Consider the following 23239-nt stretch of genomic DNA (forward strand, 5'->3'; position numbering starts at 1 on the left):
GTGTCCACTGTCTCGCCCCCGGTCCGCATCGACCGGGACGTGGAGCCGGTCTGGGAGACCGAGACGATGCCCGACTGGGTGGTCAACTGGTTGATCCCGATGTTGTCGGCCGGTCAGAAGTGGCCGGAGGCGAGCGAGAGCGGGATGTCCAAGCTCGCCCATGCCTACCACGCGCTCGCCGCCGGGGCGATCGGCACCGCGCCGCGCGCCGGCTCGGCCGTGCGGACCGTGGCGGCCGGCTGGTCCTCGCCCGCCAGCGCGGACTTCGTCTCCCGCGCCAAGTACCTGTTCGGCCACAATGCCGGCATGGCCGGCACGGCCGGCAAGTCGCAGAACTACTTCGGCCAGTCGGACAACTTCGCGGTCGAGACCCAGTACTCCAAGCTGTCCGTCAACGTGGCCTTCTGGGTCACGGTCATCGCCATCGCCATCGCGCTCTTCGTCGCCTTCTTCACGGCCGGCTCCTCGACGGCGATCATCGGGCCGTACGCGGCCGCGGCCCGCGCGGCCATCAGCAGGATCCTGGTCCGGCTCGCCATGATCGGCGCCAGGGAGGTGGGCGCCGGCAAGCTGGCCCGGGTCGCCGTGCTCAGCGGCGCCACCGGACGCGGCGCCATCGCCCGGCTGCTCGGCTCCGCGATCGGCAAGGAGCTGATCGAGGAGATCGGCGAGGAGTTCTTCATCGACGCCGGCGCCCAGTACCAGCAGATCCAGATGGGCACCAGGAAGGAATGGGACTGGAAGAAGTCCCGAGCGGCGATCATCGGCGCCGGCAGCGGCGCGCTCGTCGGCACCGGCATGGCCGGGCCCGTCTCCTTTCTCACCCGGCCTCTGCCGGGCATCCCCGGCCGCGTGATGTCCACCGGCGTGACCAACATGATCGCCTCCCCGGTCGGCAGCTTCCTCGCCAACGGCCTGGTGTACGGGCAGTGGGACAACCCGTTCACGGCCGAGGCCCTTGCGGGCGCCTACTTCGGCGCCGCGGGGCGTGTCACGTCGATGAGCCCGTTCAACACCGACGTGACCAGCGCGCTGGCCCACCCGGTCACCGCCCTGGCCTCGGCCTACGACACCGCGGCCCGTACCGACGCCGCCCGCGCGGGTGGCGGCGACCCCAACGCCGGAGGCGGGAACCCGCCGGCCGGCGGCCCGGCCCCTTCGGGCGGCGGGCCCGTCGTCTCCACCGGGGCGCCACACCCCGGCGCGCCCTCCTCCAGCCAGAACGACGACGTCAGGCGCGGCACGCCCGCCACGCCCGCCCCCGATTCGGACACGAACCCGCGTCGCCAGGCGCCCCCGAGGACCGACCAGCAGCGGGACGACGACCGCGAGCCGCGCGCCGACGCCGACGAGACCACGCCGCAGTCCCCCGACGCGCAGTCCCGGAACAACCGCACATCGCCGGAGCAGAACACCCGGCAGAACGACCAGCGGAACACCCTGCTGGACGACCAGCAGACCGACCAGCAGGACGCCCAGCAGGAACCGGCGCCGCGGCAGGACGCCCAGCAGACCAGCCAACTGGACAACCAGCAGACCAACCCACGGAACGACCAGCAGACCAACCCACGGAACGACCAGCAGACCACCCAACAGACCGACCAGCAGGGCGACCAGCAGACCACCCAGCAGACCGACCAGCAGGGCGATCAGCAGGGCGACCAGCAGGAACCGGCGCCGCGGCAGGACGGCCGGCCCGAGCAGGTCTCTCAGGAGAACGGCCGGCCCCAGCCCGCACCCCAGCTGGACGCCCAGCAGGGGCCTGTCGCGCCGCAGGCGGAGAACGACTCCTCCACGATGTCGGCCGACGTCCCCGACGGCGCCACCGTCCCGGCGACCGTCCCGGCGACCGTCCGGGCGCGTACCGCGCTCATGGACGCGCTCGCCACGGACTTCCCCCGCTCGGCCGTCGCCCCGAACGGCGACCTGCTCATCCTGCTGCCCGACGGCCGCGTCAGCTTCATCCGCGCCGCGACCATGCGACGGGTGCGCGCCGCCCTGGACGCCCGCGCCGAAGAGGTCACCGATGCCGAGGACCTGCGGGTGGAGGCCACCTCGCTGATGCTGATGGCCCAGGCGTCGGAGCCGGGCCGGCCGCCCACGAGCCGGCCGGGCACGACCACGTCGAGGCCGCGCAGGCGAGGGGGCCGCAGGTCGGGCGGGCGCAGGTCCGGGGCCGGCAGGGTCACGTCGAGGCCGGTGCCGGGCACCCGGCACGTCACCGAAGGCCGGCCGGGCACCCAGTTGAACCCCGACGAGGTCCGTGCGGGGGCCGACGCGGTACGCCCGGACCACTTCCCGGGCCAGGGCGTGCAGGAGATCACCTGGTCGGCCGACGGCAGCACGCTCGTCGTCCGCACCGACAACGGCACCCACCACTTCCGCCCGGTGATCGGCGGCCTGAGCGAAGATCTCATGGGCGAGACCGAGCTCTCGACGGGCGCGGACGCGCAGCACGCCCACGTCGTGCACTTCGCCCCCGGCGTCAACCCGAGCCAGCTGTCCCGGGTCTGGCTGCACGAGATCACCGACACCCTGCAGAGGATCCAGGAGGACGCCGCTCCCCCGCGGCGGGGCTTCCTGCGCCGCAAGCCGGCGACCAGCGAGCCCACGCAGGACATGTGCGCCCAGGCGCAGCTCAACGAGCTGGCGTTCCTGGCCGAGCAGTGGCACGCCGCGCAGACGCCGCAGGAGCAGCGGCTGCTCGCCCTCGACATCGACGGCGTGTCCCGCCAGCTCAGCAAGCGCGGCCACACCCCGCCGCCGCCGCCGTGGGCCCCCAAGCAGGGGTCCCGGCCCACGCACGCGCCGCCGGTGCCGAAGGGCCGCCCGGCGCGCGAGGAGCTGCCGGCCGTCATCGACGCGCTGCAGCGGGCCGAGCAGGCGCTGCAGGAGCAGATCGCGGCGAAGCGGAAGAGCGCCGAGGAGGCCCAGGAGGCGATCCGCAAGGCGCGTCAGGAGGCGCGGAAGGCCGACAGGCAGCACGACCAGGGCCACGCGGAGCGAGCGCGCAAGGCGCGGCAGGAGAGCCGTACGCATCGCGCCACCCGGGAACGGCACACCAGGATCGCCGACGCGTACGAGGTCGCGCTGCGCGAGGCGACCCGGACCCGGCAGACGTACCAGCAGCTGCTCACGGCGTTGAACGAGATCGAGAACCCGAGCGCGCCCGCCGGGCCGGTCGGCATGCGGCCCGTCGCCGAGCGGCTGGCCAACCAGGTCCTGCAGCAGCACGCCGCCTACCTGGACGCGCTGGCCGCCGCGTTGCCCCAGGAGATCAACCTGGCCGCGGCCCAGCCGACGGGCCGGCTGGCCCACGTGTCCGCCCTCACCACCGCCGTCAACGACCTGCTGGCCGACAACGGCTTCGGCCACCGGGTGACGACGCACGAGCTGGAGGGGGCGATCCGGGCGGACTTCCACAAGGTGGTCTCCGCCGACGGCCTCGTCGTGCAGGTGGGGCACCACGGCGAGGCGGCCGAGGTGCGCATCAAGCTGACGCTCGCCGACCTGGTCGAGGTGCTCGATCCGGCCATCAAGGGGTCGGAGATGATGGTGGGCCTGTTCCACCAGGCCGGCCGTACGGCCTCGGTCAGCCAGGCGGGCAGCGGCGGGCTGTCGATGGGCTTCGACACCAGCGTCCTGGCCCAGTTCATGCCCGAGGACCACGTGGCCAGGATGATGACGCAACTGCTGGGCGTCGGCCTCGGCGCCTCGATCGGGCGCAACTGGTCGAACACCGGTGGAGCCGGCATGTTCGCCCAGAACGGCTCGGTCTCCGACAATCGCAGCGAGTCGCTGCTGTTCGACGCCGCCGCCACCTGGACGGTCGAGATCCGCACCGGTCAGGACGAGAACTGGCGGGGCACCGTCACGGTCGACTCCGGCGCTCCCGGCGACTCCTCGAGCCAGCGGGTGTGGTTCTCGCACTCCGCCACCGACCAGACGCCGCGCAAGCTGGAGTGGATCGACAGGGCCAAGCGCCGCGAGGAGATGCCCAACGTCATCGTCCAGAGCATGAGCGACCTGGAGGGCGCCGTCGACATGCTCGCGGACGCGCTCGGCGGCGACTACGCCGAGGTCGGCACCCCGGCCCGCGACGCGCTGCGCGGGTTCGTCACCCACAACCTGCCCACCAGCCTGCGGACCGCGGTCAACGAAGGGCTGGAGCGCGTCTTCACCAAGGACGGCAAACCGCAGGTCCGGGTACGCGCCGAGAGCCGGGTCGTGGTGGAGCTCTCCGAGCCGGTCGGCGGCTCGACCTCCGAGGAGTGGGAGGAGGAGGTGCTGGTCGACTTCGTCGCGACGCCCGCGGGCGCGTCCTCGGGCGCCTCGCTCGAAGGCAACGCCTCGGCCGGGTTCAAGGCTCCGGGGTTGGAGGGCGTGGACCTCGGCGCCTACCATCCCACGATCGGCCCCAAGGCCAACGGGGCGAGAGGGGCGTCGCGGTCGTACTCGGCCACGGCCAACAAGCAGGCGATCCACCCCAGCGTGCGCCGCCTGACCCACCACAAGCAGAGCTACCGGCTCGTGGTGGTCACCACGTTCACCGTGGAGCGGTTCGGTGAGCCGCCCGTCACGTTGACGCCGGTGCGCAGCACGGTGCTGGCCGACATGCGCGAGAAGGCCGCCTTCCGTTTCGGCCTGCCCGTGGACACCGCCGCGCTGGTCCGCAAGGGCGGACAGCCGGTCATCGACGCCAACGGCGAGCCGGTCCTGCGCGGCGACCCCGACCCCGCCCCGCCGCCCGGCCGCAAGCCGGAGCTGCCCATATGGCTCGGCGAGGGGCCGGGGAAGATGCGCGGCGCGGGCCCGGCGCTGGTGGAGGAGATCGAGGGGCTGGCGGAGTTCCGGGAGAAGATCCTGGAGGAGCTGGCCGAGCGGGGGGTCATCCCCAAGGTCGTGAACGGCGTGCCGGAGTACTCCACCAACGATCTCGCCCGCGCCAGCCAGATCCTCAACCGGCAGGAGCTCTTGGAGCAACTGTCGGATCAGCGGCTCCGCGCCGCCTACGACTCCCTGGCTCAGGACGGCATCGTCCTCGATCTGACGCTGCAGGGTCTCAACGCCGCCCCCGAGCACTTCATGCTGCGCCTGTCGCTGCAGCAGGACTTCAAGGACGTGACCTACGTCGGTCACACCGACACCCAGACGGTGGTCAACCTCGACATCGGCTCCGACACCTCGGCCCGCGCCATCAGCAGGTCCAGGACGTACAGCGGCGGCGCGTCGGTCAGTGAGAGCGACGGCCCGGACAAGGGTCACGACGGCCTCACGCACGAGGTCGGCGTCAACGGCGGCGGCAACCGCACCCGTACGGCGGGCTCCAGCGCCGGCGGCACGACCAACATCGTGACCCTGGAGGAGAGCAACGGCCCGGTCGCGATCCTGAAGCTGGGCCACAAGATGACCGCCGACCTGCTGCACAACGGCACGACGACGACGATCGCGACCACCGAGGGCTCGGCCCAGCTCGTCTTCGCCGCCGACCTGCTCCCGTCGACGAAGGAGACGCCGCCCACGCCGATCGGGCGGATGTCCCCGAAGCTCAGGTCCATCGCCCGGTTGCTGCACGTGGACGTGGGCAGCCCCCTGGACGCGGCCCGCCAGGTGCTGCCACGCGGCACGACCGCCGACTCCGTGGCCCTCCAGCACCTCATGACGTTCCTGAACGTGCGCAACCTGGTCGGCCATCCGAAGCTGCTGAACCAGCCGTTCACCACGGACGGCGCGATCCGGCCGAACGGCGGCCCCACGCGCTCGTCGTTGTCGGTGTCCGGCGAGATCGGCGAGACCGAGGTGCTGGGCATCATCGACCCCGTCACCGGCAAGATCAAGTTCGGGATCGGCAGCGCGGGGATCTCGTGGGGCGGCTCGTCCGGTCTGTCCGCGGCGATGTCGACGAGCGCCTCCGACCTCGACGACGGCGGCACGACCAGGGACGGCGGCTCGCTCTCGCTGCCCTCCCGGTCCGGCGGCACGTCCGAGTCCACCTCGCTCCTGGACATCTGGGGCGACGAGGAACTGGTGATCAACTTCGGCCGCCACTACATGCTGCGCAGCACCGTCGATCTCACCCTCACCGGCTCCGAGAGCGCCGAGCACGGGGTGCCGACCGGCGAGCGCATCACCGTCAGCGGGCCCAGGACGGAGACCGTCTCCGGCACCGCGCTGTTCGTGGTCGCCGAGGACGACGCGCTGCTGATGTACGGGGAAGGCGACCTCGACCTGCCGCTCCACCTGGTCGGCGACGCGGTCGAACGGTTCCTCAACGGCAGCCTGGCCCTCGACCGGAGCATCGCGGTCCCGCTGGTGCAGCGCTACGTCACGGACATGGCGCAGTCGGGGGTCACCAACGAGTACACCGAGCGCCACACCCCGCAGGCCCTGCTGACCAAGCTCAAGGAGGTCTCCGATCTCGGCTCCCCCGCCCCGGGAAGCCCGCAGGAGATGCTCGACCAAGCCCTGGACGACGCCGCCGAGCAGCTCGAACGCTCCAGGGACGTGGTGCTCGCAGCGCCGTACGACCGGTCGGTGGGCGCGAGCGCGACCGAGTCGCTGACCCTGACGGACGAGAACGGCGACCCGGTCGACGTGATCGACGCGGTCCGGAGCGCCGTGCAGGACGCCGTGCCCGGGGCGCTGGACGAGAGCACCACCCTCGCCGAAGAGCTGAACGTCGACTTCTCCGAGGACGCCGCGGTGATTCACGTCGCCGACATGTGGTCGTCGCGGGGCTTCGAACGCAGCTACCACGTCCAGCAGGGCGCGCAGGTGACGCAGGCCGAGGAGGTGACGGTCAGGGTACGCCTCGAACCCGTCGGCGACCCGCGCTCGGCCACGCTCCTCAGTCAGACGTCGCAGGCCGGTCTGATCGTCCAGCGCTACCGGTACACCGACAAGACGCATGCGGAGTCGTACAACGGGTCCTATTCGGCCGGTCTCGACTCGACCACCGGCGATCCGGCCGGCGGCCAGGGCGGCGGCCTGTCCACCGACCGCGGACGCGGGTACTCGGGCTCCACCAACCACCAGAACACGCGGCTGCAGCGGGTCGGCCTGTTCAACGGGCTGACCGAGGTGGAGCAGCAGATGCGGGTCGTCATCGAGGTGGAGCGCCGTCCCGTACGGGGAGGCAGGATCCCGGGCCGCGCCAAGAAGATCGCCGACAGGCTCCAGCGCAAGCCGCGCGCCACGCCGCCGGTCGTCTACGACGCCACGCTGGTGCGGCGCATCCCGACCGGCATGACCAGGCCCGCCGCCGAGGATCCGGGGCCGGTCGTCATGAACACCGACCCCCGGCAGGCCGAGCTGCATCCCGGCTTCTTCCCTGAGTCGTTGTGGGAGAACCCGGCCAAGCCCAGCCTGTACGAGGTCGTCACCGCCCAGCTCACCAAGATGCTGGGCGCGGCGGCGGTGCAGGAACGCCGTCCCGAGCTGATCAGGCGGCTGGCGCCGTCGGCGCTGCTGACCGCGTTCGAACGGATGACGGACCCCTCCGGCGAGCCGATCGTCCCGGTGTCCAGGCAGAAGTTCAAGGACCAGGGCGTGACGGTCACCGCTCACGCCCGCCTGTCCGACCTGACCATCGTGGCCGGCCCGTACGACGGGGAGAAGGGCCAGGTCGACCGCCAGGCCGACGCCCAGAACGTGACCGTCTCCCGCGGGCACACGACCCCGCTGGGCTGGGGCGTCAACGGGTCGGACGCCTCGACCGGGGTCAACGGCGGCGTCAAGGGCGGGGAGCAGACGTCCGAGAGCGTCAGCGACCACCACGGGGCGCGCCGCGAGCGCAGCATGTTCGAGAAGGGCAAGCTCTACACCGTACGCTTCCGGGTCGACTACGACCTCGACTTCCAGTACATGGCGCGGCTGCGCGACGGCAACGAGCACCCGGTCGGCGACGCCGTCCACCTGCCGTCCGCCTCGACCGGCGAGGTGGACGTGATCATGTTCGGGGAGGAGATCGAGGAGCTGCGCGAGCGCATGGCGGCGGGCGTCCGGCTCGGGCCGCCGCGTGCCGACGGCCCGCCGCCCGCGACGTTCACCTTCGTGCCCGCCTCCGCGAACCAGAACCCGATCCAGACCCTCCAGGAGGCCCGCCTGGCCGCCCGCGACCGCGGCGAGGTCGCCCGGGTGGCGATCCGGGAGGCCGACGGCCTCCACCGCTACCGCGTCATGCCCGACGGCTCGCTGTACAGCGAGACCCTGGACGGCGGCTTCGCCGAGTCGATCGCCGGCCTCGCGCCCGACCTGCTGGACGCGGCCCGCGGCGCCGGACTCGACCTGCGCGACGTCTTCATGAACCCGGCCACGGACGGCACCTTCACCGAGCAGGTCAACGCCGCGCTCGGGGCCCTCGACGCCCTTCCCGCGCCCGCCCCGCCGCCCGCCTGGCCCGCCGGGGCTCCGGCCACCGCCGGGCACCCGGACCCGATGGGCGGCAGCGTGGCGCAGGGCGCGACGGCGGCCGCCGGGATGCCGTCCCCGGCGATCGAGAACACGCCGTTCAGCAGGTCGTCGCGCCCCGAAGGGGTCCCCGACCTGAGCCTGGACGAGCTGCGCGGCCAGCCGCTGTCCGCCGTCGACCTCGGCGGCGCCGCCGCCCACGTGGGCTGGACCGGGGAGAACGTCCTGACCGTCCAGGTGCCGGGCGCGCCCGACCAGCACGTCCGCGTGGAGGTCGGCGAGCCGGGCGAGGGCCTGAACGCGGTCACCGTGCCGCGCGCGGGCACGGCCGCGGATCCGCACCTGCTGCGGATCTGGGGACGCGTGCATCCGGACCTGGTGTCGTCGGTCCTGGTCCACGACCTCTCACACGTCACCCAGGCGGCGACCGCAGCGGCCGCCGGCATGCCGCAGGGCGTGCTCAGGACGTCGCCGCAGGGCGAGCAGGCCGAGGGCACCGACCTGTGCCTGCTCCCCCGCATGGACGAGCACGCCCACCTGTCCGACAAGTGGCACGCCACCACCGACCCGGCCCGGCGGGAGCGCCTGGCGGCGGCGATCGACGCCGTCGCCGAGGACATCCGCCGGCGCGGCCACACCCCGCCGGCCCCGCCGTGGGGCACCGGGCCGCGGGCGCCGGCCGCCCCCGAGCCGCAGAGCCGGATCGCCCGTCTGCTCAACGGCGGCTCGGCCACCGGCCTGGACACCTCGCCGCCCGGCCTGGGCAAACTGGCCGAGATCGCCGGCGTGCCCGCCATCACCCCGGGAGCCGGTTCCGTCAACGGGGCGGCCCCGCAGGTGGGGCCCGCGGACACGTTCACGGTGACCACCCCCGGCGGCGAGTTCACGCTGACGCTGGCCGAGGCCGCGCCCGGCGCGGCCGAGGTGACCGTCGAGCCGGGCGCTCCCGGCCACCTGACGCTGCGGGTGCCCGCCGACGCCGGCTCCCGGGCCACGACGGCCGTCGCCGAGCACGTCGCGGCCCACGCCGCCACGCTCTCGGGCGATCCCGCGGCCGGCCGTCCGGCGCAGAACCGTCCTACGGAGTCCGGGCGGCCCGGTCCGGCCGAGGCGGCGGCGCTGGCCCGGCTGCGCGGGCTGGCGCGGGCGGTCGCCGAGGCGGGCCCGATCCGCTCGCGCGCCGAACGGGCGGCGCTCCAGGAGGAGGCCCGGCGGCTGGGGCTGACCGGCGACCGGCAGGGCGCGCCGTCCAGGCTGGTGGAGCTGTCCCGCTCGGGCCACCTCACGCCCGCTGACGTCACGGCGATCCGCGGGCACGCGACGCTCCCCGAGACGGCCGCCGCGGGAGCCGTCGTACGGGCTGCCGCCCTCATGGGCGCGCGCGTCGTGATACACGGTCCTGGCCTGCTCGACATCGTGCTGCCCGGCCGGGCGCCCATCACCGTGGACGTCCGGCCGCCCGGGTCCGGCGAGCCCCACCCCGGCGTGCTGACCTACGAGGTGGACCCGGCCCGCACGATCGGCGCGAACGAGCGGGCCGCCGCCGGGACGGCCGCCGCCGCCGTCGCCCGCGCGCTGCGCCTGCCGCCGGCCGACAGCCAGGAGCTGGCCGAGCTGCACGAGGCGGTGCGCCAGGCCCGCGTGGCCAACATCAGGCAGCGCTCTGGCCGCCTCGGCGTGCTGTTCGACCTGGTCACCAGGGCCCGTCCGGAGATCCTGCGGCTGCTTCCGCCGCAGGTGGCCACCGAGCTGGCCACCCTGGCGGACGGCCGCCCCCGCGACTGGCCCGCGATCCTGGACCGGATCCGCGCGACGGCGAACACGACCGGCTGGAACCCGCCCGAGGCCGAGTGCGTGTGCCCGGCCGACGGCCCGTGCGTGTGCGGCCTCCGGCTGAACGACACCCCGCTGGTGACGCCGGCCCCCGAGGCGGTGGCGGTGTGACAGGCGGGACGTCGGGCATCATGGGAACCCCGAGGAGAGGACGGCTATGGCTTTCGCGGTGGCGCGGACGAGGGACGAGGCGCATCTGTACCTCGACCTCAACCCCTGCGCCTGCGGGTCCACCGACACGACCTGGCGCAACGGGCTGGTCGACGTCGAGGGCGAGCTGGTCAACCGGTACTTCGGCCCGTGCGAGGAGTGCGGCACGCCGCGCGAGTTCGTGTTCGGGCTGCCGGAGCGTCCGGTGATGCCCGCCGGGTTCCCGACGTTCGGCGGCCCTGAGCCGTCGGAGCTGCTCGACGCGGGCGAGTGGTTGTGGGTGGCCGACCTGACGGCGAGCGACGTGCCGGTGGCCGACCGGGCCGAGGCCCTGCGCACGCTGAGGATCGCCGCCGCGGCGGTGGAGGAGGTCGTCAAGTTCGTGCCGGCGGGCGCGGACGCGGTGCCCGACGACGGGTTCTGGTCCGAACGCGGGCAGGAGGTGCGCGCGGCCGAGCCCGGCAGGTTCCAGCTCGACCGGCTGCTCGTCGTCCGCGACACCTACCAGGCGCTGGCGGGTGAGTATGCCTGAGCAGGGTCTGGGCCGCTCGCTCGTCGAGGCGTACGTCTACATCGACCTGGTGGCCCACTCGGGCACGCCGGGCGCCTCGCGCGGCGCCACCGTCGACCAGGACGCCGGGAGCCTGCGGGTGCGGCTGGGCGACGTGGAGGTCGAGGTCCCCGTCGAGGCCGAGCGCGCGGCCAGGGAGACCGGCGCGACGTTCGGCACCGGCCTGTCGGAGCTGCTCGACCCCGGCCAGTGGGTGCTGATCGCCACCACGTACGCGAGCCGGGCCCTGGAGGAGGGCCTGTTCTACGCCGCCGGCCCGGCCTCCCCCGAGCGGTACGACGCCGTGGCGACCGGCTGGCGCTTCGCCGCCGACGCGGTGGCCGAGGCGCTGAAGTTCTTCCCGCCGCAGGCCGCCGAGCTGCCGCCCGACGCCTTCTGGAGCGACCTGGGCAGGACCGTGCGCGAGACCGAGCCGCAGCGCCTGACCCGGGCGAAGCTGGAGGACGACCTGGCCTTCTACCGCAAGAACCTCGACGACTTCGAAAGCCTGCACACAAGGCCCTGACCGGCAGAGTGCGCCCACCTGAGGGTAAGGCTCTCATTACCGATTGGCTACTCTACTTTTAGTAGCTGAATAACTACTTTCGGTAATGTCCTGCTCCTCCTCAGGGAAGAGGCGCGCCATGCCCCAGTACGCCGCGGTCCCGCGGCTCCCGACCGGCCCCACCGGCCTCGGAACCTCCGCGCTCCACCTTCCGATCCCCGCTCCACCCCCCGCCCCCAGGCAGCTCCCGGCCCCGATCCCTTATGTCGAGCGGGAGTGGGGCGACGGCTCCTACCCCCCGCTCTACTGCCCCGAGACGGTCCGCGACGACCCGGCGCTCGGCGCGGAGGTCGACCGGCGGCTCGTGGCGTGGGCCGAGCAGGTGGGCCTGCACGCCGGGCGGATGGACGAGTTCGCCGCCACCGGGTTCGGCCGGCTGGCGATGCTCGCCCACCCCGACAGCGACGACCCCGACCTGCTGCTGATCGCGGCGCAGATGAACACCGCCTGGTGGGCGGCCGACGACTACTACGCCGACGAGACCGACCTCGGCGCGAGCCCTACCGAGCTGCCGCCGCGCCTCGCGCTCGTCATGTCGGCCATGGACCCGCCCCCGCCCGCGGGCGTGTACACCGAGCAGCTCGAAGCGGCGATCGAGGCCGACCCCGTGCTGGTCTCCCTGCGCTCGGCCACCGGCCACCTGTCCCGCCACGGCACCCCGTCGCAGGTCATGCGGGCCTGCAACACCACCTTCCAGATGTACGTGAGCTGGACCGCCTACGCCGCCTGGCGCTACCTGGAGACCCCGCCGCCCGTCTGGCGCTACCTCGCGGCCCGGCAGCACGACAGCTTCTACACCTCCATGACCCTCATCGACGTCGTCGCCGCCTACGAGCTGCCCGCCAACCTGTTCTACGACCGGCGCTTCCACACCGCGCTCATGCAGGCCGGCACGGCCAGCGTCATCGTCAACGACCTCCACTCCGTCGCGCGGGAGGCGGCCGACGAGCTGCCCGACTCCAACGTCGTCCTGCTCATCGCGGGCGAGGAGAAGTGCTCCGCGCGCGAGGCCACCGAACGCGCCGTCGCGCTGCACAACGACTTCGTCAAAGGCTTCGAGACCAGCCAGCGCGAGCTCGCCGCCGTTCCGTCCGTGGAACTGCAGCGATTCCTGCGCGGCGCCCAGGGCTGGATGGCCGGTTGCCTCGAATGGCACGGCAGCAGCAGCCGCTACCACTGATGACGACCGGCCGCCCCCGGCCGGAAAGGAGCTCTTCCCAGGTGACCGTCAACACCCAGTCCCCCGTCCTCACGAGCCACTACCAGCACTCCGTCGCCAGCTACTGGAACGCCGAGAAGAACCCGGTCAACCTGCGCCTGGGCGACGTCGACGGCCTGTACCACCACCACTACGGCATCGGCGAGGTGAACTGGACGGTACTCGACGGCCCCGAGGACACCCGCGAGGACCGCATCGTCAAGGAGCTCCACCGCCTGGAGACCGCCCAGGCCGACCTGCTGATCAGCCATCTCGGCCCGCTCGAACCCCACCACCGGGCGCTCGACGCCGGCTCCGGCCGCGGCGGCAGCAGCCTCCTGGTCAACATGCGGTACGGCTGCGAGGTCGACGGCGTGTCCATCTCCGAGTCGCAGGTCGCCTTCGCCAACGACCAGGCCAAGAAGCGCGGCGTCGACGACAAGGTGCGCTTCCACTTCCGCAACATGCTGGAGACCGGCTTCGAGACTGGATCGTTCCAGGCCAGCTGGAACAACGAGAGCACCATGTACGTCGAGCTGTCCCTGCTGTTCGCCGAGCACGCCCGGCTGCTGCGCCGGGGCGGCCGGTACGTCTGCGTCACCGGCTGCTACAACGACGCCTACGGCCTGCCGTCCCGGGCGGTCAGCCAGATCAACGCCCACTACATCTGCGACATCCACCCCCGCAGCACGTACTTCGAGCAGATGGCGGCCAACCGGCTGGTCCCGGTCAGCGTCGTCGACCTGACGGCGGCCACGATCCCGTACTGGGAGCTGCGCGCCCGCACCCATCTGGCCACGGGCATCGAGCAGTCCTTCCTCGACGCCTACAAGAACGGCAGCTTCCAGTACCTGCTCATCGCGGCCGACCGCGTCTGATCAACCGGCCACCGCGGCGGCCAGCTCCCACGGGTCGTGGGCCGAGAAGACGCTCACCTGGTCGCCGTGGTCCCGCACCAGCTCCCGCAGCCGGGCCTGGGTGCCGAGCCGCAGGTCGTGATGGACCTCCGAGCGGGTCTGCACGACGTCCATGAGCGGGTGCGGATGCGGGTCCAGCTGCAGCTCGCGGTGGTAGTAGTAGGCGTCGCCGCAGTGCAGCAGCCAGCGGTCCCCCTCGCGGACGGCGACGCCGGTGTGCCCGGCGGTGTGCCCGCCGAGGGGGACCAGCCTGATGTCCTCGGGCAGGCCGTCGGGCTTGATCGAGGCGAAGCCGAACCAGTCGTCGTTCGCCTCCGGGGTGTAGGTGACCCAGTCGGGGCCGTGCGCCCAGTGGGCCGGGCGGTAGCGGTAGCTCGGCGCTTCGGCCAGCGCCGCCTCCAGCTCGGCGGCCAGCAGGTGCACCCGCGCGCCGGGGAAGTCCGGCAGCCCGCCGCAGTGGTCGACGTCCAGGTGGGTCACGATGACGTGGCGCACGTCGTCCGGGCGGTAGCCGAGCCGGACGACTTGGCGGACGGCGGTCTCCTCCTCCAGCAGCGCGGGCTCGGCCATGGCCACCCAGTCGGCGCCCAGCGTGCCGGCCGGGTCGCGCACGTCGCCGAGCCCGAGCCCGGTCTCGACCAGCACGAGCCCGTCGGCCGGGGTCTCCACCAGCAGGCAGTGGTTCACGGCCGGGGTGGCGGGCGGGCCGTCGTAGGTGGCTTCGATCGTCCGTACGGATCCGCAGTTCAGGTGATGAATCCTCATGGGGACGATCGTCGTACTTGAACCGCGGTTCAAGTCAACTTCAGCCGCCGGCCATCATGTCGCCGAAGGCGCGGGCCGCCGGGCCCGAGGTGAACAGCCGGTCGAGCCGCGCCCTGGCCAGCCGGCGGCGGAACGGCCCGGCCAGCGTCTCGTCGCCGGCCTCGTGGGTCATCTCCGTCATCCAGCGGGAGAACTCCTGGTGCTGCCAGACCCGTTCCAGGCAGGTGGCGGAGTAGGCGGCCAGCGGCTCCTCGTCGCCCTCGCGCAGGGCGGCGCGCAACGCGCGGGCCAGCACGTCGGCGTCGGCGACCGCCAGGTTCATGCCCTTGCCGCCCATGGGCGTGATGATGTGGGCCGCGTCGCCGACCAGGAAGAGCCGGCCGTGGCGCATCGGGTCGACGACGTGGCTGCGCATCTCGACGAACGCCTTCTCCCCGATCGGGCCGTCCGGCAGGCCGTCGTCGGCCAGGCGCAGCCGCAACTGGGCCCAGATCCGCTCGTCGGGCCAGTCGGCGGCGGTGGCGTCGGGGGTGCACTGGAGGTAGAAGCGGCTGGCCCGGGGTCCGCGCGGGAAGTGGGCGGCGAACCCGTGGGCCGTGATCGCCATGAGCGGGTAGCTCGGCGGCGGGACGTCGGCGAGCACCGTCAGCCAGCCGATGCCGTAGTCGTGGGAGTAGGTGGTGAGGGCGTGCGCGGGCACGCAGGCCCGGCTGACGCCGTGGTGGCCGTCGCAGCCGGCGACGTAGGAGCAGGCGATCTCGTGCGTGACGCCGTCGGCGTCGCGGTAGGTGACCGTCGGCGCGGGCCCCCCGACGCCGCGCGGGGTCACCTCGGCCGCCTCGAATCGCAGGTCGCCGCCGGTTTCCAGAAGCCGCGCCAGCAGCCTGCCGACGAGCACCTGCTGCGGCACGAGCCGGCCCGTCCGGCCCTCGGTGATCGCCGGGACGTCGAGGAAGCGCCGCTCGCCGTCGACGCGGAACTCGAACCTGGTCTCCTGCGGCATGCCCGCCAGGACGGTGTCGGCCAGGCCCCACTCCTCGAAGACGCGGGCGCCGTGGTGGTCGAGGATGCCCGCGCGCTGGCGGTGCTCGACGTAGGGGCGGCTCTGCCGTTCGAGCACCACGCACTCGACGCCGGCCTGGCCGAGCAGGCTCGCCAGGGTCAGCCCGGCCGGACCGGCTCCGATGACGACGACCTCGGTCTGCTCTCGCCTGCTGGTCTCCCCGGACATGGCGGTCCTTTCGCCTCGGTGACGCGCAGTGGTACCCGGCCAGGATGATCACGATGATAGTCCGTGCGGTCACCACCGCACCGGGAGACCGAGCACCCCGTGGATGTCGGTTCCGGCGCGCACCTGCACCTCCTCGGGCGCGACGGCCAGGCGCAGGCCGGGGAAGCGGGTGACGAGCGCGGGAAGGGCCGTGCGCAGCTCCACCCGGGCCAGCTGCTGGCCGAGACATTGATGGATGCCGTGGCCGAAGGACAGGTGGCCGGTCGCGTCGCGGCGCAGGTCCAGGCGGTCGGGGTCGGCGTACCTGCGGGGGTCGCGGTTGGCGGCCGCGAGTGACACGACGACCGACTCGCCCGCCCGGATCAGCCGGCCGGCCAGCTCGACGTCCTCCAGCGCGGCCCGTACGCCGGTGTGGGCGATGGTGAGGTGGCGCAGCAGCTCCTCCACGGCCTGGGCCGCCCGCTCCGGCTCCGCCCGCAGCACGTCGAGCTGGGCGGGGTCGCTGAGCAGCGCGTACGTGCCGAGCGCCAGCATGTTCGCGGTCGTGTCGAGCCCGGCGGCGAGCAGGAAGGTGCCGACGCCGGCCAGCTCCTCGTCGGTGAGGTCGGTGGCGGTCAGGTCGCCGAGCAGGTCGTCGGTGGGCCGGGCGCGCTTGGCCTGGACCAGGCCGTCCACGTACCGCTGGAGTTCGCCGTAGGCGGCGAGCTGCTCCTGCTCGTCGGTGTCCACGCCGGTCAGCGCGGCGGCGTGGTGCTGGAAGGCGTCGCGGTCGGCGTACGGGACGCCCAGCAGCTCGCAGATCACCAGCGCGGGGATGGGCTGGGCGAAGACGCGTACCAGGTCGGCGGGCGGGCCCAGGCGTTCCATGGCGTCCAGGTGGTCGGCGGTGATCTGCCGCACGCGTTCGGTCAGCAGGTTCATCCGGCGGACGGTGAACCTGCCGGTGAGCAGCCTGCGGTAGCGGGTGTGCTCGGGCGCGTCGAGGCCGGTGAGGTCGCCGGGCGGGGCGGCCGGCAGCGGGCCGATCGCGGCGGTCGGGTGGTGCAGGGACTCGTAGCGCGAGCTGAACCGCCGGTCCGCCAGCACCGCCCTGACCTCGGCGTGGCCGGTCACCAGCCAGCCGCGGTGCCCGTCGGGGAAGGCCAGCGGGGTGACGGGCGCCTGCTCGCGCAGCTCCGCCAGGCCCGCGGGCGGGTCGAAGGGGCAGCCCGCGGGACGGGTGACGGGAAGCGTGACGGGGGCGTCGTTCATGAGGGTCCCTTTCAGTGGGTCGCGTTTCAGTGGGTCGCGTTTCGGTGGGTCGCGTCTCAGTGGGTCGCGTCTCAGTGGGTCGCGTCTCAGTGGGTCGCGTCTCAGTGGGTCGCGTCTCAGTGGGTCGCGGTGAGGGACGGTTCCTGGGCCGGCTTGCGTTCGCCGCGCATCACGACCAGCGCCAGGACGGCGGCCGCGACCACCCCGGCCGCGCTGATCCCGAAGGCGGCCGACATGGCCGAGGTGAACGCCTCGCGGGCCACCTGGGCGAGACCGGCGTCGCCGAGGGCGAGCGCGTCGCCGATCGAGCGCCGGGCCGCCTCGGGCGCGCTCGCCGGCATCCCCCGGGTGTAGGCCCCGGCCAGGACGCTGCCGAGGACGGCCACGCCGAGCGCCGCGCCCGCCTGCTGGATGGTGTCGTTCAGCGCAGAGCCGACGCCGGCGTGCTCGGGCGGGATGGTGCCCATCAGCGCGGCGATGGCCGCGGGCATCGCCAGACCGCCGCCGGCGCCCATCACGAACAGGGCCGTGCCGGCAAGGAGGAAGCCGCTGCCGGAGGAGACGGCGGCGAGCAGGCCGAACCCGGCGGCGCAGACGAGCAGCCCGCTGACGATCATGGGACGGTTGCCGAGCCGGGCGCCGAGGCTCGCGCCCAGGCCGTTGAAGAGCAGCGAGGCGACCGCCATCGGCAGGAACGCCAGCCCCGCCTCGGTGGGCGTGTAGCCGAGCACGTACTGCAGGTACTGGGTGAGCACGAGCAGCAGCCCGCCGTTGCCGATCTGGACGAGGGTCAGGGAGAAGCTGCCGCCGCTGAACGTGCGGTCGCGGAACAGGGCGAGCGGGACCATCGGGTGCGGCGTGCGCAGCTCCCAGATCACGAAGCCGGCCAGGGAGAGCACGGTGAGGGCCAGGGCCGGCCAGGACACGCCGTGCGGCAGCTCGATGATCGTCCACACCAGGGCGGACATGCCGGTCGCCGACAGGATCACGCCCAGCGGGTCGGGCTTGGTCCAGGGGCCCTTCGACTCGGGCATGAGCAGCAGGGAGGCGACGATGGCGAGCAGCGCGACCGGCACGTTGATCAGGAACACCGCGCCCCACCAGAACCAGGCGATCAGCGCGCCGCCCAGGACCGGGCCGCCGATCATGCCGATCATCGCCACCGCGCTCCAGGCGGCCATCGCCTTGCGGCGCTCGGCCTCGTCGAACACGGTGATCAGGATCGACAGCGTGCTCGGCATGATCAGCGCGCCGCCGACGCCCATCGCGGCGCGGGCCGCCACGAGCTGCGCCGGATCGGCGGCGTAGGCGGCCAGCAGGGACGCGCCGCCGAAGAGCGCCAGGCCGATGATCATCACCCGGCGCCGGCCGTAGCGGTCGGACAGGCTGCCGGCGGTCAGCAGCAGGCCGGCGAACACCAGGATGTAGGAGTCGAGGATCCATTGCAGGTCCTGGGCGTCGGCGCCCAGGTCGGCCGCGAGGGGCGGGACCGCCACCGTCAGCACCATGTTGTCCACGACCAGCACCAATGTGCTGAGGCACAACACCACCAGGATCCACCAGCGGCGGTTCATGGGTTTCTCCCCTTCGACTTGCGTACGTCGCTCTCGGAATGCGCACACTGTACGCACAAGAAAGCGATGTACGCAATCGGGTGTTCGCTGATGCGTACAGTGTGCGCTAGGCTCGGGTCATGCCAGCATCGCAGCCGCCCGTCCCCTCGGTCTGGGTCCGTCAGCGCCGGCAGCGGGAGCGGCCCGCGCTCAGCCTCGACCGGATCGTGTCCGAGGCCGTCCAGCTGCTCGACGAGGAGGGGCTGGAGGCGCTGAGCATGCGCAGCCTCGGCACCCGGCTCGACGCGGGCGCGACCTCCCTCTACCGCCACGTCGCCAACAAGGACGAGCTGATCGAGCTGGTCGTCGACGAGGTCTACGGCGAACTGCGCGTGCCGTCCCTGGAGGAGGCAGGGGGCTGGCGCGACGGGCTCGCCGTGGCCGCCCACAGCCTGCGCGCGGTGATCCTGCGCCACCCGTGGATGGCGGCCGTGCTCGGCCAGGTCGGGCTCACCAGCCTGGGGCCCAACGTGATGCGGCGCTCGGAGGACCTGCTGGCGCTGGCGCACTCGGCCGGGTTCGTCCCCGGCGAGGCCGACCGGGCGGTCAACACCGTGCTGGCGTACGTGATCGGCGTGACCATCGCCGAGGCGGCCTACCTGTCGACGCTGGCCCGCAGCGGCCGCACCGAGCAGGAGTGGATCGACGCCGTGCGGCCGACCACCGAGCAGGCGTTCGAGGACCACCCGTGGATGCGGGCGGAGTACGCGGCCAAGGGGTTCGACGACCCCGAGCGCGTCCGGGAGGAGGACTTCCGCTACGGCCTCGACCGGGTGCTCGACGGCCTGCAGGCCCGGCTCGACGCATCGGCCGGCTGACCCGCGCCGGGCGCCCCGGGCGTGAGAGCCTCGGCGTCATGGAAATCTGGATCAACCCCGACTGCTCCAAGTGCCGTTCGGCCCTGTCGATCCTCGACGCCGAATCGGCCGGCTACAAGGTCCGCCGCTACCTGGAGGACCCGCCGTCGCCGGACGAGCTGCGCGCCGTCCTGGCCCGGCTCGGGCTGGAGCCGTGGGACATCACCCGTACGGGCGAGCCGGTCGCGGCCGAGCTGGGCCTCGACGCCTGGCCGCGCGACCCGGACGCCCGCGAGCGCTGGATCGCCGCGCTGTCCGCGCACCCGATCCTGATCCAGCGGCCGATCATCACCGCCGACGACGGGCGCGCCGTGATCGGCCGCACCGAGGACGCCGTGCGCGGCACGCTGCCCGGATGAGCGGTCAGTCGTTCATCCGGCCCTCCTGCTGGCCGAGGCGCTCGGGCCCGGACATGCTGGAGCCGCCGGCCGGCACGTCGACGCTGCCCGGGGAGTAGTAGCGGCGCAGCCACTCGGCCAGCCCGTCGAGGCCGGGCAGCAGCACCCGCTCGGTGATCCCGGCCTGGTCGAGCCGCCGCCGGATCTCGACCTTGACCCCGGCCGGGATCGACCAGCCCCGCCACAGCCCGGGATGCTCGGCCAGCCAGTCGTCGAGCTGGTACGTCGCCCCCGACATCGCCGAGAGCACCGACGACTGGTTGACCATGCGCTCGTCCAGCGACGGCGGCTCGAAGAAGGCGACGAACGGGCGATCGCGGCCGAGCGCGTCGAAGCCGGCCAGGCCGGCGGCGCGTTCGGCGAGCATCTCGGTGCTGAACAGCAGCGCGCCCTCGCCGTCGAGCACCTCGCGCAGCGGCTCGGGCAGCAGGCGGTGCGCGCCCGCGCAGTCGACGGCCAGCAGCACGGCGTCGTCGCCGGGCCAGGACGCCGTGGCGAAGTGCAGCGCGACCAGCGGGGAGAACGTCCAGTCCAGGAGGCGGGTGGGCAGGCCGTGGTGCTGGCCGAGGGCCAGCCAGTCCCAGACGGAAGGGCCAGGGGCCGCTCTATGCGCGTATTTCCTAAAATTTCGTATCAAGTGGGTTTCTAGGGTGGCGTAGTCGCCCGCCAGCCGCGCCAGGCTGTGCACGTGCGAGTACGTGCTCTTCGCCAGGCCGCGGAAGACCAGCGTCGAGTGCGCCTGGGCCGGGCCCTCGGTGTGGCCGGCCGCGCTGATCGCGTCGTCCAGCTCGCGCCAGGACGACACCGTCACCATCCCCATCCGCCTCCGGTGCCCCTGGACGCTCCTGTCACACCTGCCGCCTGCAGGGCCGCGAGCCCTTGAAGTGGAGTGGACTCCAGGTCCTAAAGTCGCAGACTATGACAATGCGCTACCGCGTACTCGGCGGCACCGGCATCGAGGTCAGCGTCCACTGCCTTGGGGCGATGATGTTCGGCGCCGTCGGCAACCCCGACCACGACGACTGCGCCCGCATCATCCACGCCGCGCTCGACCAGGGCGTCAACTTCGTGGACACGGCGGACATGTACTCCGCGGGCGAGTCCGAGGAGATCGTCGGCAAGGCGCTGAAGGGCCGTCGCGACGACGTCGTGCTGGCCACCAAGGTGCACTTCCGGATGGGCGAGGGGCCGAACAGGTCCGGGAACTCGCGCCTGTGGATCATGAAGGAGGTCGAGCAGAGCCTCCGGCGGCTCGGCACCGACTGGATCGACCTCTACCAGATCCACCGGCCCGACCACACGACCGACATCGAGGAGACGTTGTCGGCGCTGACCGACCTCGTGCGGCAGGGCAAGATCCGCGCGTTCGGCTGCTCGACGTTCCCGGCGGCGGAGATCGTCGAGGCCCACCAGGTGTCGGAGCGGCGGGCGCTGCACCGGTTCAGGACGGAGCAGCCGCCGTACTCGCTGTTCGCCCGCGGCATCGAGAAGGACCTGCTGCCCGTCTGCCGCCGGTACGGCATGGGCGTCCTGACCTGGAGCCCGCTCGCGTCGGGCTTCCTGAGCGGCCGTTACCGCAAGAACGGCGACATCGACCTGACCACCGGCCGGGCCGCGCTGACCCCCCACCGCTTCGACCCGTCGATCCCGGAGAACGCCGCCAAGCTCGACGCCGTCGAGAAGCTGGTCGAGCTCGCCGACGACCTCGGCTGCACGCTCCCCCAGCTCGCCGTGGCCTTCGCCGCCGCCCACCCGGCGGTCACCTCGGTGATCACCGGGCCGCGGACGATGGCGCAGCTCGACGACCTGCTGAAGGGCGCCACGCTCACGCTCGACGACGCCGCGCTCGACCGGATCGACGAGATCGTCCCGCCGGGCCGTGACATGTACCAGCCGGACGGCGCGTGGCGTCCGGCGTCACTGACCGACCCGGCCTTGCGCCGCCGCCCGCTCGCCGAGCGCGCCGCGGCCGGCTAGGTCCACAGGCTGTGGACGACGGCGGCCACCCGCCGGCCCTGCTCGCGGCCGGCGTGGGCCGCCGGTGACCGGACGGCGGGGTCGAGCGGGTTGGCGCCCATGGCCGCGACGGCCCCCTCGTCCGGGCTGACGACCTCGACCGCGGAGCCCTCCTTGCGCAGCAGGGCCACCTCCTGTTCGAGGGACGTCCAGGGGGAGGCGGGGGCGCCGGGCGGCTGGGGCGAGACCACCAGCACCCGTTCGAAGCCGGCGGCCAGGTCGGCGTTGTCGCTGGACCGCACGCCGCCGTCGACGTAGCGGCGGCCGTCGATGGTGACCGGCGGCCAGACCCCCGGCACGGCGCAGCTGGCCGCCACCGCGTCCACCAGGTCCACCCCGGACGCCCGGTCGAACAGGCGGGTCTCTCCGGTCGCCGCGTCGAGCGCGACCAGCACGAGCGGGCGCTGCGGCCAGTCGGTCTCGGGCAGGCGCGAGGCCACCGCGGCACGCCGTTCCGGCTCGCCGACCGTGGGGGCCTCCAGCGCCCAGGCGCCGATGCGCCGGTGCAGCTCGTCCCGGTCGTGGGCGCCGGCCAGGATGCCCTGGAGGGCGACCGCGAAGGAGGCCGCGTCGAACACCGCGGGGATCTCCCTGGCCTGCAGCGCGGGATCGACCTGCCGCTGGAACAGCTCCTCGACGGTCAGCCGGCTGCGGGCCTGGGCGCCGACCGCCGAGCCGGCCGAGGTGCCCACGATCAGGTCGGCGTCCCGTACGTCCACGCCCTCGTCGGCCAGCCCGGCCAGCACGCCGGTCGCCCAGGCGATGCCGGCCACGCCGCCGCCCCCGAGAACGAGGGCCCGGCGACGGTCAGAAGCTTCGATTCGGTCCATGAACCTCATCATTCACCCATCAGGAACAAAGCGCGCGTCTCATCCGGGCTGTCCGTGTGTATGGTGAGGCTGTGGAACGTACTCATGATTTTGGGTACAACCCCGCCGTCGAGAGCCTGCGACTCATCGATCACGGGCTGCCGAGGCCCCTTCCCGGCAACCTGAGCGGACGCTTCCGCTTCACCCCTGCCTCCCTGTACGTCGGCGACCGGATCGCGGCGACCGCCTTCGCCCGCCTGGACGGCTTCGGCCTGTCCTGGGTGGACGTCTGGCTGCTGTCGTTCCGCCGCGGACGCTGGGCGCTTCGCTCCGGCGACAGCATGTCCGCCGCGCGCAGCGACGACCTGCTGGCCCACCGCCAGAGCGTCTCGGTCCTCAAGGAGCACGGGCTGACCGACGAGAACGGGCGTTTCGACACCAACGCGGGTCGCTGGTTCCCCCGGCCGAAGCGATGGGTGGCCTACGGGCTGCTGCGGCTGTCGGCCGAGGTGGAGACCGTCAGGCTGGCCGGGCGGGAGGTGCCGGTGCCGGGACACGGCCTGCAGGCGCTCGCCTGGCGGCTGCAGGCCGGCCCGGTGGTGGCCGACCTGCTCGACGACATGGGCGAGACGGTCGCGGCGGTGACCCTGACCGCGTAGGCGGGCTCCAGGCTGCGA

At 73.1% G+C, this 23239-nt stretch carries 16 protein-coding genes; 10 read left to right on the forward strand and 6 right to left on the reverse strand.

Annotated features, from left to right (window positions below; all coding sequences use genetic code 11):
* From ACFYYW_RS46085 to ACFYYW_RS46105, 5 genes are all read left to right on the forward strand, one after another.
* A complete protein-coding gene (locus ACFYYW_RS46085) occupies positions 1-10353 on the forward strand; it encodes a hypothetical protein (RefSeq protein WP_387660188.1) in 10353 nt (3450 codons plus the stop codon).
* A 46-nt stretch (positions 10354-10399) separates the two neighbouring features.
* Complete coding sequence (locus ACFYYW_RS46090; protein ID WP_352320558.1) at positions 10400-10924, forward strand: hypothetical protein; 525 nt, start codon at positions 10400-10402, stop codon at positions 10922-10924.
* The gene (locus ACFYYW_RS46095; protein WP_387660191.1) at positions 10917-11468 is read left to right on the forward strand and encodes a hypothetical protein; all 552 of its coding nucleotides are present in this window, start codon (positions 10917-10919) and stop codon (positions 11466-11468) included. The genes ACFYYW_RS46090 and ACFYYW_RS46095 overlap by 8 nt, the downstream gene beginning before the upstream one ends.
* Before the next feature lie 118 nt (positions 11469-11586).
* Positions 11587-12687 carry a family 2 encapsulin nanocompartment cargo protein terpene cyclase gene (locus tag ACFYYW_RS46100; protein WP_387660194.1) on the forward strand — a complete coding sequence of 367 codons (1101 nt, stop codon included), beginning with the start codon at positions 11587-11589 and terminating at the stop codon, positions 12685-12687.
* Complete coding sequence (locus ACFYYW_RS46105) at positions 12687-13583, forward strand: geranyl diphosphate 2-C-methyltransferase (RefSeq protein WP_387660197.1); 897 nt, start codon at positions 12687-12689, stop codon at positions 13581-13583. The genes ACFYYW_RS46100 and ACFYYW_RS46105 overlap by 1 nt, the downstream gene beginning before the upstream one ends.
* Here ACFYYW_RS46105 and ACFYYW_RS46110 read toward each other — a convergent pair whose 3' ends face one another.
* The 3 genes from ACFYYW_RS46110 to ACFYYW_RS46120 form a co-directional block, all read right to left on the reverse strand.
* Positions 13584-14387, reverse strand: coding sequence for an MBL fold metallo-hydrolase (locus ACFYYW_RS46110; protein ID WP_387660200.1), 804 nt, complete (start codon positions 14385-14387; stop codon positions 13584-13586).
* A 40-nt stretch (positions 14388-14427) separates the two neighbouring features.
* Positions 14428-15618: a 4-hydroxybenzoate 3-monooxygenase gene (locus ACFYYW_RS46115; RefSeq protein WP_387660203.1), complete on the reverse strand. Its 1191-nt coding sequence runs from the start codon at positions 15616-15618 to the stop codon at positions 14428-14430.
* A 69-nt stretch (positions 15619-15687) separates the two neighbouring features.
* On the reverse strand, positions 15688-16869 hold the full coding sequence (locus ACFYYW_RS46120; protein WP_387660206.1) for a cytochrome P450: 1182 nt from the start codon (positions 16867-16869) through the stop codon (positions 15688-15690).
* Between ACFYYW_RS46120 and ACFYYW_RS46125 the strand changes: the two genes are divergently transcribed.
* Positions 16868-17002, forward strand: coding sequence for a pentapeptide repeat-containing protein (locus tag ACFYYW_RS46125; RefSeq protein WP_387660209.1), 135 nt, complete (start codon positions 16868-16870; stop codon positions 17000-17002). The two genes, ACFYYW_RS46120 and ACFYYW_RS46125, sit on opposite strands and share 2 nt — an antisense overlap.
* Here ACFYYW_RS46125 and ACFYYW_RS46130 read toward each other — a convergent pair.
* Positions 16986-18443 carry an MFS transporter gene (locus ACFYYW_RS46130; protein WP_387660212.1) on the reverse strand — a complete coding sequence of 486 codons (1458 nt, stop codon included), beginning with the start codon at positions 18441-18443 and terminating at the stop codon, positions 16986-16988. The genes ACFYYW_RS46125 and ACFYYW_RS46130 overlap by 17 nt on opposite strands.
* Positions 18444-18562: 119 nt before the next feature.
* On the opposite strand from ACFYYW_RS46130, the gene ACFYYW_RS46135 reads away from it, so the two are divergent.
* Together ACFYYW_RS46135 and ACFYYW_RS46140 are read left to right on the forward strand one after the other, a co-directional pair.
* Positions 18563-19300 carry a TetR/AcrR family transcriptional regulator gene (locus ACFYYW_RS46135; protein WP_352320572.1) on the forward strand — a complete coding sequence of 246 codons (738 nt, stop codon included), beginning with the start codon at positions 18563-18565 and terminating at the stop codon, positions 19298-19300.
* A gap of 38 nt (positions 19301-19338) precedes the next feature.
* Positions 19339-19698: an arsenate reductase family protein gene (locus ACFYYW_RS46140; RefSeq protein WP_387660216.1), complete on the forward strand. Its 360-nt coding sequence runs from the start codon at positions 19339-19341 to the stop codon at positions 19696-19698.
* 4 nt (positions 19699-19702) lie between these two features.
* Here the strand turns inward: ACFYYW_RS46140 and ACFYYW_RS46145 are convergent, their stop codons facing one another.
* Positions 19703-20557, reverse strand: a complete 855-nt coding sequence (locus tag ACFYYW_RS46145) for an FRG domain-containing protein (RefSeq protein ID WP_364392789.1) — start codon at positions 20555-20557, stop codon at positions 19703-19705.
* A gap of 104 nt (positions 20558-20661) precedes the next feature.
* On the opposite strand from ACFYYW_RS46145, the gene ACFYYW_RS46150 reads away from it, so the two are divergent.
* On the forward strand, positions 20662-21714 hold the full coding sequence (locus ACFYYW_RS46150) for an aldo/keto reductase (protein WP_387660219.1): 1053 nt from the start codon (positions 20662-20664) through the stop codon (positions 21712-21714).
* On the opposite strand, the gene ACFYYW_RS46155 is transcribed toward ACFYYW_RS46150, so the two are convergent.
* Entirely contained in the window at positions 21711-22583 is an 873-nt protein-coding gene (locus tag ACFYYW_RS46155; protein ID WP_387660222.1) for a patatin-like phospholipase family protein, read from the reverse strand. The genes ACFYYW_RS46150 and ACFYYW_RS46155 overlap by 4 nt on opposite strands.
* A gap of 71 nt (positions 22584-22654) precedes the next feature.
* Between ACFYYW_RS46155 and ACFYYW_RS46160 the strand changes: the two genes are divergently transcribed.
* Positions 22655-23221 (forward strand): hypothetical protein, encoded by a 567-nt coding sequence (locus ACFYYW_RS46160; RefSeq protein WP_387660225.1) that lies wholly within the window; start codon positions 22655-22657, stop codon positions 23219-23221.
* Positions 23222-23239 lie beyond the last annotated feature (18 nt).

It is taken from the genome of Nonomuraea sp. NPDC001831, assembly GCF_042892035.1.
GTDB lineage: Bacteria > Actinomycetota > Actinomycetes > Streptosporangiales > Streptosporangiaceae > Nonomuraea.

Coding starts and splice junctions, on each gene's coding strand:
- ACFYYW_RS46090 (WP_352320558.1), top strand. CDS start 10,400: ATGGCTTTCGCGGTGGCGCGGACGAGGGACGAGGCGCATCTGTACCTC.
- ACFYYW_RS46095 (WP_387660191.1), top strand. CDS start 10,917: ATGCCTGAGCAGGGTCTGGGCCGCTCGCTCGTCGAGGCGTACGTCTAC.
- ACFYYW_RS46100 (WP_387660194.1), top strand. CDS start 11,587: ATGCCCCAGTACGCCGCGGTCCCGCGGCTCCCGACCGGCCCCACCGGC.
- ACFYYW_RS46105 (WP_387660197.1), top strand. CDS start 12,687: ATGACGACCGGCCGCCCCCGGCCGGAAAGGAGCTCTTCCCAGGTGACC.
- ACFYYW_RS46110 (WP_387660200.1), bottom strand. CDS start 14,387: ATGAGGATTCATCACCTGAACTGCGGATCCGTACGGACGATCGAAGCC.
- ACFYYW_RS46115 (WP_387660203.1), bottom strand. CDS start 15,618: ATGTCCGGGGAGACCAGCAGGCGAGAGCAGACCGAGGTCGTCGTCATC.
- ACFYYW_RS46125 (WP_387660209.1), top strand. CDS start 16,868: ATGAGGGTCCCTTTCAGTGGGTCGCGTTTCAGTGGGTCGCGTTTCGGT.
- ACFYYW_RS46120 (WP_387660206.1), bottom strand. CDS start 16,869: ATGAACGACGCCCCCGTCACGCTTCCCGTCACCCGTCCCGCGGGCTGC.
- ACFYYW_RS46130 (WP_387660212.1), bottom strand. CDS start 18,443: ATGAACCGCCGCTGGTGGATCCTGGTGGTGTTGTGCCTCAGCACATTG.
- ACFYYW_RS46135 (WP_352320572.1), top strand. CDS start 18,563: ATGCCAGCATCGCAGCCGCCCGTCCCCTCGGTCTGGGTCCGTCAGCGC.
- ACFYYW_RS46140 (WP_387660216.1), top strand. CDS start 19,339: ATGGAAATCTGGATCAACCCCGACTGCTCCAAGTGCCGTTCGGCCCTG.
- ACFYYW_RS46145 (WP_364392789.1), bottom strand. CDS start 20,557: ATGGGGATGGTGACGGTGTCGTCCTGGCGCGAGCTGGACGACGCGATC.
- ACFYYW_RS46150 (WP_387660219.1), top strand. CDS start 20,662: ATGCGCTACCGCGTACTCGGCGGCACCGGCATCGAGGTCAGCGTCCAC.
- ACFYYW_RS46155 (WP_387660222.1), bottom strand. CDS start 22,583: ATGGACCGAATCGAAGCTTCTGACCGTCGCCGGGCCCTCGTTCTCGGG.